The 10,681-nt window shown below is 63.2% G+C and carries 11 protein-coding genes; 5 read left to right on the top strand and 6 right to left on the bottom strand.

Annotated features, from left to right (window positions below; translation table 11 throughout):
* Nucleotides 1-46 precede the first annotated feature (46 nt).
* Together VUN82_20430 and VUN82_20425 are read right to left on the bottom strand one after the other, a co-directional pair.
* A complete protein-coding gene (locus VUN82_20430; GenBank protein XAS71427.1) occupies nt 47-625 on the bottom strand; it encodes a hypothetical protein in 579 nt (192 codons plus the stop codon).
* Between the two features lie 5 nt (nt 626-630).
* Nucleotides 631-1,074: a PLD nuclease N-terminal domain-containing protein gene (locus VUN82_20425; GenBank protein XAS71426.1), complete on the bottom strand. Its 444-nt coding sequence runs from the start codon at nt 1,072-1,074 to the stop codon at nt 631-633.
* An 87-nt stretch (nt 1,075-1,161) separates the two neighbouring features.
* Between VUN82_20425 and VUN82_20420 the strand changes: the two genes are divergently transcribed.
* Entirely contained in the window at nt 1,162-1,473 is a 312-nt protein-coding gene (locus VUN82_20420) for a DUF4229 domain-containing protein (protein ID XAS74751.1), read from the top strand.
* Nucleotides 1,474-1,496: 23 nt separating this feature from the next.
* On the opposite strand, the gene VUN82_20415 is transcribed toward VUN82_20420, so the two are convergent.
* The 4 genes from VUN82_20415 to VUN82_20400 form a co-directional block, all read right to left on the bottom strand.
* Entirely contained in the window at nt 1,497-2,378 is an 882-nt protein-coding gene (locus VUN82_20415; protein ID XAS74750.1) for a 1,4-dihydroxy-2-naphthoate polyprenyltransferase, read from the bottom strand.
* Nucleotides 2,379-2,438: 60 nt separating this feature from the next.
* On the bottom strand, nt 2,439-3,578 hold the full coding sequence (locus VUN82_20410) for an AMP-binding protein (protein ID XAS71425.1): 1,140 nt from the start codon (nt 3,576-3,578) through the stop codon (nt 2,439-2,441).
* A gap of 9 nt (nt 3,579-3,587) precedes the next feature.
* Nucleotides 3,588-4,538, bottom strand: a complete 951-nt coding sequence (locus VUN82_20405; protein ID XAS71424.1) for a 1,4-dihydroxy-2-naphthoyl-CoA synthase — start codon at nt 4,536-4,538, stop codon at nt 3,588-3,590.
* A gap of 61 nt (nt 4,539-4,599) precedes the next feature.
* Nucleotides 4,600-5,328, bottom strand: coding sequence for a lysostaphin resistance A-like protein (locus tag VUN82_20400; protein XAS71423.1), 729 nt, complete (start codon nt 5,326-5,328; stop codon nt 4,600-4,602).
* A 225-nt stretch (nt 5,329-5,553) separates the two neighbouring features.
* Between VUN82_20400 and VUN82_20395 the strand changes: the two genes are divergently transcribed.
* The 4 genes from VUN82_20395 (at nt 5,554) to VUN82_20380 (ending at nt 10,452) form a co-directional block, all read left to right on the top strand.
* On the top strand, nt 5,554-7,203 hold the full coding sequence (locus tag VUN82_20395; GenBank protein XAS71422.1) for an ABC-F family ATP-binding cassette domain-containing protein: 1,650 nt from the start codon (nt 5,554-5,556) through the stop codon (nt 7,201-7,203).
* Nucleotides 7,204-7,331: 128 nt separating this feature from the next.
* Nucleotides 7,332-7,679: a molybdopterin oxidoreductase gene (locus tag VUN82_20390; GenBank protein ID XAS71421.1), complete on the top strand. Its 348-nt coding sequence runs from the start codon at nt 7,332-7,334 to the stop codon at nt 7,677-7,679.
* Nucleotides 7,679-10,147, top strand: a complete 2,469-nt coding sequence (gene nirB, locus VUN82_20385) for a nitrite reductase large subunit NirB (protein XAS71420.1) — start codon at nt 7,679-7,681, stop codon at nt 10,145-10,147. Before VUN82_20390 ends, nirB begins: the two co-directional genes overlap by 1 nt.
* Nucleotides 10,144-10,452 (top strand): Rieske 2Fe-2S domain-containing protein, encoded by a 309-nt coding sequence (locus tag VUN82_20380; protein ID XAS71419.1) that lies wholly within the window; start codon nt 10,144-10,146, stop codon nt 10,450-10,452. The genes nirB and VUN82_20380 overlap by 4 nt, the downstream gene beginning before the upstream one ends.
* Nucleotides 10,453-10,681 lie beyond the last annotated feature (229 nt).

Genomic DNA, 10,681 nt, shown 5'->3' with positions numbered 1-10,681 from the left:
TTTCGACGCCCGCCCCCTCGCTGGCGTTTAGCCACAGTGGGCGCGGTTAGATTTCCGTCGCGCGTCGGCGTCCGCTGAGCAACCATGCCGTGGTGGAGGGCAGAAACAAAAGGATCAGGCCTGCCGCAGCCAAGACGTACTGGACGGCAAGCAGCACGGTGGACAGGACGCCCGCGCCTCCCGGGGCTACGACGTAATCTGCGGTGATTACGGTGACCACGGCGTGCAGGAGGATCAGCGGTGCAAGCAGCCACCGCGCCCAGCTGCGGCGCTTGAAGGCCACAGCCAGCAGGACCGCTTCCATCGCGACCACCAGGGCAAGCATGGCCAGGCTTCCGAGGAACACGACGGCGGTTGCACCCTCGACAGCCAGGGCGTCACCATCGGGGAGCTTGCCTGCGATAACACTCTTCAGGCGGTCCAGGTGCGAGTCGCGGGCAAGGAGGCTGGTGATGACTACTGCGATTCCTGCGACAAAGCTGGCTATCCACAATGATCTTGCCAGCAGTGCTGGGCGTGGTGGACGCAGGAGGGCCTCAATGGGTGGATGTGCAAGAGTCGGTGGCCCGCCGCTGGGGGACGCGGAAGTAAATGACTGCCGTGGTCCATCAGCTTGCTGGGCCATGTTCCCTACTTCAGTTCGTCGGTGCCATGGGTATCCGGCTCGCCGCGTTTAGCATCGCCGGACTTATATCCGGGGGCTTTATTGCCCTGGCTGCCCTCCGCGCCATCAGCACCCTTGAGCTTCCGTTCCTTGGCTTCGAGCTCTGCCTTGAGCTTCTTGAGGCGTTCTTCTTCGGCGGTGTTCCGGCGGCGGGTTTCGAGGTTGCGGAGGAACTCGGGATCATCATCCGGGGCGGTAGGGTGGCGGCGGATGGGCTGCGCCGAGGGCTTGCCGTAGGGCCGCCCGAAGATGAACCAGAGGACGGCACCCAAGAGGGGCAGGAGGATCATGACGACGATCCAAGCGGGCTTGGAGATGCCGCGTGTGAATCTGCCATCCGTACGTATCACGTCCACGAGGGCGTAGACGAAGATAACAAGGACGACGACGACGCCAACAACCCGGAGCATGCACCAAGTCTAGTCGCCGTATGGCATTCACCGGACGCCCGGTTCCGGCCGTGATCAGAGTGCAACCATCCGGGCGGCTAAACTTGGATAGTGGCTTTCCTGAAGTATTCCCTCATCCGTTTGGCGCTGTTCGTGCCGCTGTTCATCCTGTTCGCCTTTTTGCAGGTGGGTTGGATCCTGGCCGTGGTCTTCGCGGGACTGATCGCGTTCGCCATCAGTTACCTCTTCTTCCAGAAACAGCGCGACGCCGCCACTGCGGCCATGCGGGAACGCTTTTCCGGCCGGGCCAAGCCCATCCGCACCGCTGGTGAGGTTGAGGACGCCGAGGCAGAGGATAGCCTCGTGGAGCAGAACCCGGACATCGCCGTCAACAACGACAAACGCCCGGGTTCCAAGTAGGAAAAGGTTCCAAGTAGGGAAACCTAGAAGCCGCGGCTCAGAATCAGGCCGAGCGAGAACAGCAGGCTGTAGCCGAGGTTGATCAGGCCGGTCTGCTTGAGCACTGGAATGAGGCTCTTGCGCTTCTTGCCGTTCACCATGAGCCAAGCGGGCATCAGGCAGGCGGGGATCAGCAGGAGAACGATCAACATCCAAGGCTTGGTGGGCGCCAGCACAATCACCAGCAGGATGGCGACGGCCAGCATCAACACGTAGCTCTCGCGGGCATGCCTGTCTCCAAGACGCACGGCCAAAGTGCGTTTCCCGGCCGCCGTGTCCGTGGGAATGTCCCGGACGTTGTTGGCCATGAGCAGGGCGCAGGCGATGAGCCCCGTACCGATCGCGCCAATGACGGCAGCAAGGCTGACCTGCCCGGCTTGGGTGTACGTGGTGCCGAGCGTTGCCACCAGCCCGAAGAACACGAAGACGAAGACGTCGCCCAGGCCAAGGTAGCCGTAGGGGTTCTTGCCGCCCGTGTAGCCCCAGGCTGCCAGGACGCAGCCGAGGCCCACCAGGATCAGCCACCAGGTCTGGGTAATGATGACCAGGATCAGCCCGCAAACCATGGCGGCGCCGAACAATCCGAAGGCCGCCCACTTCACTTGCTCCGGCTTGGCGAGTCCGGAACCAACCAGGCGCAGCGGCCCCACCCGGTCCTCGTCGGTCCCACGGATGCCGTCCGAGTAGTCATTGGCGTAATTGACGCCGACTTGGAGAAGAAGCGCCACGAGTGCCGCAAGGATCGCATTCGGCAGCCGGAAAGCATGGAGCTCAAACGCCGCTGCCGAACCGATCAGTACCGGCGCGATTGCCGCGGGCAGTGTGCGGAGCCGGGCTCCTTGAATCCAATGTGCAGCTGTCGCCACGTGCAGTACCTCGTGTGTTTCGCGTTGATCTTTAGTCGGAGTCATGAGGGCAGAACCTCTCTATTGTCCCTGATGCGCGGCGGATAGCTGGTCGATCATGGCCAGCCTGTCCGGTTTTCCGTTAGGCAGCATGAGCAATTCCTTCTCCGCCAGGACCGTCTTCGGCGCCAGGACGCCCAGTGCGGCTTCGCGGCGGGCCGTGAACCCCTTCAGGCCTTCCGGCGATGGATCGGTTATGGCCACGTAAGCTGCCACGGCCTGGCCCCATTCATGTGATGGGACACCCGCGACGAAAGCCGCGCTGACGCCGTCGAGCTCTTCCAGCTTGCTTTGGATGTACGCGGCGGAGGCTTTGACGCCGCCGGTGATGATGACGTCGTCGGCACGGCCCAGAACGGTGAGCTTGCCGTCGCCGGTAACTTCGCCGAGGTCGCCGGTAACGTACCAACGCACACCGTCCTCCTCGAAGAACGCGGCCTTCGTGGCGCGCGGCGCGTCAAGGTAGCCCGCCGCCACGGTCTCGCCACCCAGCAGGATGCGGCCTTCCAGTTCGCCCTCGCCGATGCGGACCTCGACGCCGTCCAGTGGCTCGCCGTCGTACACGCACCCGCCGCACGTCTCGGCCGAGCCGTACGTGGTGACAACGTGGAGTCCCTCCGCGTGGGCATTTGCCAGCAGCTCAGCCGACGCCGGAGCGCCTCCCAGCAGGATGGCATTGAAGCGGCGCAGCACAGCAAGGGTTTCCGGGGCGGGTGAGTCCAGGAGCCGCTGCAGCTGGGTGGGTACCAGCGAGGTGAAGCGGATCTTGTCCGTCAGTTCCTCGGCGGCAGCCGTGAATGCCTCAGGCGTGAAGCCGTTCGACTGATCCATCACCCAGGGCCGCGTCCCGGCGTAGAGGGAGCGAACCAGGACCTGCACGCCAGCCACGTACTGAAGGGGGAGCGCGAGCAGCCACTGGCCTTCGGCGCGCAATGCCATGGCCGTGGCCACAGAGGACGCAGCCAGGGCATCCACAGTGAGGACAGTCGCCTTGGGCGTCCCGGTGGAGCCGGAGGTTCGGACCACCACTGCAGCCTCTTCCACGCCGGTCTCTACCGGAACGGCTTCCGGCCGTCCGTCCTCGTGAACCACAATTTCGACGGCGGGACCCTCGCCATGCAGGGCAGCGGCCAGTGCTTTGAGTACGGGATCGATGTCCACAGGGATGTCCTAGAAGTAGTAGGGGAAGTTGGACCAGTCGGGGTCGCGTTTCTGGAGGAAGGCTTCCTTGCCCTCCACGGCCTCGTCCGTCATGTAGGCCAGCCGCGTGGCTTCACCGGCGAAGACCTGCTGCCCGGCAAGGCCGTCGTCGGCCAGGTTGAAGGCGAACTTCAGCATGCGGATTGCCTGGGGGGACTGGCGGGCGATATCAGCCGCGTACTCCAGTGCGACCTCCTCCAACCGGGCGTGGTCCACGGCCTCGTTCACGGCTCCCATCCGGACCATGTCCTCAGCCGAGTATTCACGGGCCAGGAAGAAGATCTCCCGCGCGGCCTTCTGCCCGATCTGGCGGGCCAGCAGCGCAGAGCCGTATCCGGCGTCGAAACTTCCCACCGTGGCATCGGTCTGCTTGAACTTGCCGTGTTCGCGCGAGGCGATGGTGAGGTCGCTGACCACGTGCAGGGAATGTCCCCCGCCAGCTGCCCAGCCATTGACGACGGCGATGACCACCTTGGGCATGGTCCGCATCAGGCGCTGGACTTCCAGGATGTGAAGGCGGCCGGCGCGGGCGGGGTCGATGGTCTCCTGGGTATCACCCTCGGCGTAGCGGTAGCCGTCCCTGCCACGGATCCGCTGGTCGCCGCCCGAACAGAACGAGTGCCCGCCGTCCTTTTCCGACGGTCCGTTGCCCGTGAGCAGCACGGTGGCGACGTCGGGAGTCATGCGGGCGTGGTCCATGGCCCGGTAAAGCTCGTCCACAGTGCCGGGACGGAACGCGTTGCGCACTTCGGGGCGGTTAAACGCGATGCGGACAGTGGGGAGATCCTTGACCGTCCCGTCCGTGGAACGCTCAACCTGCCGGTGGTACGTCATGTCCTTGAAGTCGTCGAAGCCGGAAACGGTGCGCCAGCGCGAGGGGTCAAAGATGTCGGAAACCTTGGCAGGGAGTTGGTTGTTCACAGTCCGAGTCTAGTAACGGCCTCCGCTGATGCAGAACTCGTGTCTCGGCATGCCCCTGTTGCTAGTGGGGGAGGAAGTCCGGCGGGATCGCATAGATGAGAACCACGGCCAGGAGGTTCTTGGCGGCATGGACGAAGTAGGAGAACATCAGGTTCTTTCCCGTCCACACATAGACCGCCACCAGCACCAGGGCCATGCCGAGATAAGGCGCAAGGGCCGGCAACACCAGACCCTCCCTGCCCACCACGTGGATCGATGCGAAAACTCCCACCGAAAGGGCACAGCAGATCCAGATGTTCACGTACTGCGACAGCTTGCCGATCAGCAGGTGCCGGAACAAGTACTCCTCTACGAACGGCCCCAGGACCACCAGCAGCGGCACCATGAGCCAGGCCGGCACACGCTGGAGCAGGCCTTGGATGCCCAACTGGTTTTCGGAAGTCTGCGCAGTACCGGTCGCCGCGACCAGGAGTGCCGTGACGATCAGCATGACCACCACCGCAAGGGGGACCATGCCAAGAGTGAACCAAGGGCGGGTGCCCAGGATCTTGACGTCACGGCCGACTATGCGCCAGGCGGATGCCAGGGCGAAAACCCCGACGACGGCATAGAAGAGTGCGTTAACGGCATACGAGGCTGTGGCAGGGTCTGAAAAAAGCTGGAGCATCATTCGCTCCACGGATTCGCCCGCAAACGTGAAGTAGATCGTGAATCCCAGATAGGCAGCGACGGCCACGGCGTCCAGGGCATTGAACCGGTAAAGCCTCGTCCGCGTCGAAATGGTGCCCATATGACCAGACTATCTTTGCGGGTGGAATGGTGCGCGCGTGCCAGGGGGCCTGAGGAAGCGGGCAATCGCTCCAGCCTGAAACTTGACGCGCCCTCGTTCCCCGGGCAGTCTGGACCGATGAAGTCTTGAGCGCAGCCCTTCCATCCGGCTGCATCCCCAGTACCCACTACGGCAGTGCCCTCAGCGGTTCCCTGCCATCCACTGCGGACTTTGCGAGGACACCTCTTGACTGACCACCTTCACCTTTCCGGCGTTTCCCACGGTTATGGGGATCGAGAACTTTTCCACGCCGTTGACCTCACCATCGATCACGGCGAACACGTAGCCATTGTCGGAGAAAACGGGGCGGGAAAATCCACCCTTCTCCGCCTGCTGGCCGGCGTGGAAACGCCCGACGACGGCACGGCAGGTTTGGCAGGGACTTCCGGCTACCGCGTGGGCTATCTCGCCCAAACACACGGACTTCCGGCCTCGCTCACCGTGGGCGACGCCATTGACGCGTCGCTTACTGCGTTGCGTGCGCTCGAGGCCAGCATCACCGAACTGGAGCGGGACCTGGCGGATGCGGGCCCCGAAACCTTGGAACTCTACGGAAGCCTGCAGACCCAGTACCAACTTCGCGAAGGTTACGCTGCCGAGTCCCGGGTGGAAGCAGCGCTTGACCGGCTGGGGCTAGGAGGCCTGGACCGGCGTCGAACGCTTGGATCTTTGTCCGGCGGCGAGCAGGAGCGCGTTGCCCTCGCGTGCCTGCTGGCCGATCCGGCCGAAGCCCTGCTCCTGGACGAGCCCACCAACCACCTCGACGCCAACGGCACAGCCTGGCTGGAATCGAGGTTGGCTGCGCATCGAGGGACCGTGGTGGTGGTTTCGCACGATCGCGTCCTGCTGCGGAAGGTAGCCAGCACAGTCATCGAAGTCGACGCTGAACGCCGATCCGTCAATCGCTATGGCAACGGGTACGAAGGTTACTTGCGCGAGAAAGCCGCACAGCGTGCCCGTTGGGTGCAGCAATATGAGGAATGGCTAGACGCCATGGCCGCCGAGCGGTTCCAGGCCGCCACGGTTTCGGGCGGCATGGGCTACGGCCGGGTGCGCGACAACGACAAGTTTGCAACCGGCTTCAAAAAAGGAACGTGGCAGCGCGCCGCCACCAGCAAAGTGCGGAACGCCCAGGAACGCCTCCGACGGCTCGAAGAGAACCCCATTGACCGGCCACCCGTGCCGCTCAAGCTCGCCGCGCAACTTGACCTTCAGGTGCAGGAGGCCGCTGGGCCAGCCATCGAAGCACGCGGCATCACCGTTCCGGGGCGCTTGAAGCCAACTGACCTGCGCGTCGAAACCGGGGAAAAGATCCTCATCACCGGACCCAACGGCGCAGGAAAATCAACGTTGGTCTCTGTGCTCGCCGGGACGCTTGAGCCCGTCAGCGGAACCTTGGCCGTTCAGGGCACAGTCGGGTACCTGCAGCAGGAACTCGACGTTCCGCCCCGTCCGGGGCTCCGTCTGCTTCCGGCGTTTGCCGCCGGACTGGGAGGAAACATCGACGAACATGCCGAGGCCCTGCTGCGCCTTGGCTTGTTTCGGCCTGCTGAATTTCACGTTCCCGTGGGCAGCCTCTCGGCCGGGCAGCAACGCCGGCTCACCCTGGCCAGGCTGCTTCTGGGAAGCTACGAGACCATGATCGTGGACGAACCCACCAACCACCTCGCGCCGGTGCTCGTGGAACAGTTGGAAGCCGCGCTCGCAGACTTCTCAGGGACACTGGTCATCGTGAGCCACGACCGCGCGCTGGGGGAGTGGTTCGACCGGTGCGCCGCGGCGGGCTCGGTGGGTAGCTGGGTCCGTTATGGAATGCAGGATGGCGAGTTGCTGTAGGTTGCCGCCGGGGTGAGTTGTTCGCAAAGGGATCGTTACGCTGTGTCCTGCATATGGAAACACGGCATCAAGCGTCCCGAAACAACACTGGAGCACCATGGAAGGAAGCCGGCCGAAAGGATCTTTCCGTGATCTCCAAGAACCTCTTCCTCCAGGGCATTTTCCCGTTTGACGGCATCGGCATGGAAAAGCCGGTTCCCCTCCACAGCGAGCTGGCGCACTTTGTCCCGGACGGCGTCGTAAATCAGACTCTTTACTTCCGCGGCGGCAACTCCAGCTCCGAACTCATCGCGGTTGTCCTCATGCGCGACGGCGTTCCGATGCGGTACTTCCCCATCGGAGCAAAAGGCGATGTACACGTCCCGTTGAGGGTTGTGGAAGATATCGAGGGCGGCTCGATGATCGAGCTGTTCATCGCCGCGCCAGCTGGTGTCCGCGGTTCCGTGGTGGTGGACCTGGGCATGGTGGAGCACTGATGGCCAGGCGACTGGTGGTCATCGGCAACGGCATGGCCGGTGCCCGCACTGTTGAGGAGATCCTGGCCCGCGCCGGCGGAGACGCTTTCGAGATCACCATCTTCGGCGATGAGCCGTATGGGAACTACAACCGCATCATGCTCAGCCACGTGCTGTCCGGTGAGGAAAGCGATGCGGACATCTTCCTCAACGCCCTTTCTTGGTACCAGGAAAACAACATCACCCTGCACGCCGGGGTGCGGGTGGAGCGCATAGATAAGTACAGCAAACACGTCTTCGCGGCCGATGGCAGGGTGGTTCCGTACGATGTCCTGATCATCGCCACCGGAAGCCACTCGTTTCTTCCGCCGATGGATGGCCTGTACACACCCAGCGGATCGGTGCGTCACGGGGTCTTCACGTTCCGGACCATGGACGATACCCGCAAGATGGTCCAGTTCGCCCAGCACGAGCATCATCGCAAGGCCGTCGTGATTGGCGGTGGACTGCTTGGGTTGGAGGCGGCCCGCGGGTTGCAGGCCTACGGCCTTGACGTGGCGGTGGTCCACTCAGGCGGCCACCTCATGAATGCTCAATTAGGGCCCGACGGCGGCGCAATACTGCGGCGAAGCGTCCAGGCGCTGGGCATCGAGGTCCACACAGGAAGCCGGACCACCGCGGTGCTGGGCAAGGACCGGATCACCGGCGTGCGATTGCGTGATGATACTGAGCTGAGCTGCGACATGGTGGTTGTTACAGCCGGCATCCGGCCCAACGTGGATGTCGCCGTGGTGAGTGGGCTGGCGGTGGAAAGGGCCATCGTGGTGGACGACCACCTGCGGGTCATGGACGAAGAGGATATTTATGCCGTGGGGGAGTGCGTGCAACACCGGGGCGAGGTTTATGGGCTGGTGGCTCCCTTGTGGGAGCAGGCTGCCGTTCTGGCGGACCAGCTCACCGGCGTGGATCGTTCATCGGTCTATCTTGGATCCCGGACCGCCACCAAACTGAAGGTGGCCGGCGTCGACGTCGCTTCCATGGGCCTGCCGGGCCCGGAACTCGACACGGATGAGCACATTGTTTTCTCGGAACCGAGCCGGGGCGTGTTCAAGTCGATCGTGATCCGGGACAACAAGATGGTGGGCGCCACCCTCCTGGGTGACAGCCGAAAAGTTGCGTACCTAACCCAGGCTTTTGACCAGGGACTGCCGCTGCCGGAGGAGCGGCTCTCGCTGATGTTCGATCTCGGCTCGCCTTCGGAGGAGGAAGGTGTTGCGGAACTGGCTGACTCTGCCCAGGTCTGCAACTGCAATGGAGTCTCCAAAGGGGCACTCGTCTCGGCGGTGCAGGGTGGGTGCCGCTCGGTACCCGCTGCCATGGACGCCACCCGGGCCGGCAAGGGGTGCGGTTCCTGCAAGTTGCTGGTCACGCAGGTGGTGGAGTGGGCGGCCGACGGTTCCGTGGAAGAAGACCCCGCAGCCAGCTATTACGTCCCTGGCATTCCCTTGGACAAGGCCGCGTTGATGTCCCGGATCCGGGAGCTTGGGCTGCGCTCGGTTTCACAGGTTTTCGCGGCCTTGGCTCCTGACAGTGCGGAGGACGCCAAGTCCAAGATGGGCCTCGCCTCGCTCATGAAGATGATGCTGGCGGACAAGTACATCGACGAGCGCGATGCCCGTTTCATCAACGACCGCGTGCATGCCAACATCCAGCGCGATGGCACATTCTCCGTGGTACCCCAAATGAAGGGCGGCGTGACGTCCGTGCAGCAGCTCCGGAGGATCGCCGACGTCGCGGAGAAGCACAACATTCCCATGATCAAGCTCACGGGTGGGCAGAGGATTGACCTGTTGGGCGTGGCCAAGGAAGACCTCCCCACAGTCTGGGCCGATCTGGATATGCCCTCCGGCTACGCCTACGGCAAGAGTTTTCGCACTGTGAAGACGTGTGTGGGGAAGGACTATTGCCGCTTTGGGACGGGTGATTCCACAGGTTTGGGAATTTCGCTAGAGTCCCGCTTCCAGGGAATTGAGTCGCCGGCAAAACTGAAACTCGCGGTCTCCGGATGTCCGAGGAATTGTGCTGAGTCCTTGGTGAAGGACGTTGGGGTCGTGGCGGTGGAGGGCGGCCGCTGGGAGATCTACATTGGGGGAGCGGCCGGCGCCCACATCCGTAAGGGCGATCTACTGGTCACGGTGGATACTCCGGAGGAAGTCACGCTCCTGGCGGGTCGTTTCATGCAGTACTACCGCGAAAACGCGAACTGGCTGGAACGGACGTACGCGTTTGTTCCCCGGGTAGGGATTGAGCATCTTCGCAGCGTCATCCTGGACGACTCGGAGGGCATCGCTGCACGCCTGGATGAGGCGATGCAGGAGTCCGTGGACAACTACGTGGATCCGTGGAGTGAGCGCGATGATCCACTAACCCCTGGCCAGTTCCGGACGTCGCTGCCCTTGACGGTGCTGCCGCAGGTGCCGGTCCGATGAAGATTCCACACGTTGTAGGGCCGGTGGACCAAATTCCGTTCGGTGAAGGCAGGGCGTTCGGGATCGACGGCGAGCAGGTTGCGGTCTTCCGGCTACGTGATGGGAGCCTGCGTGCTGTCTCTGCGGTATGCCCTCACAAAGGAGGCCCCCTCGCGGACGGAACCATCGATCAGCGTGTGGTGATGTGCCCACTCCACCAGCACTCGTTTGAGCTGGAAACCGGGTGTTCCACCACGGGAGCGAAGCCCCTGCGGACGTACGAAGTTTTCGCAGATGAGGGCCAGAACATCGTCGTCATTCCTTAAAGCAACGCGGGGTCACTTATGGCCCCTTTGGGCGGCCAACATGGGCCATAAGTGACCCCGCGTTGCTGTATCCACGGAGGGTGCTGTTGCCTGCGTCACGGTCATTCCCGTTAATCCCGTAAGATAGACGGGTTGCGCGAACCTTCGGCGTTCTGCGTTCTTTGTCACACTTCGGGGTCCTCAAGCGAGGAAAGCTCGAATTTTGTGTGGCAAAGGTGCCCATGTTCCG

Source organism: Micrococcaceae bacterium Sec5.1, assembly GCA_039636795.1.
Classification (GTDB): Bacteria; Actinomycetota; Actinomycetes; order Actinomycetales; family Micrococcaceae; genus Arthrobacter.
This window is presented reverse-complemented; position numbering and strand designations above follow the sequence as displayed.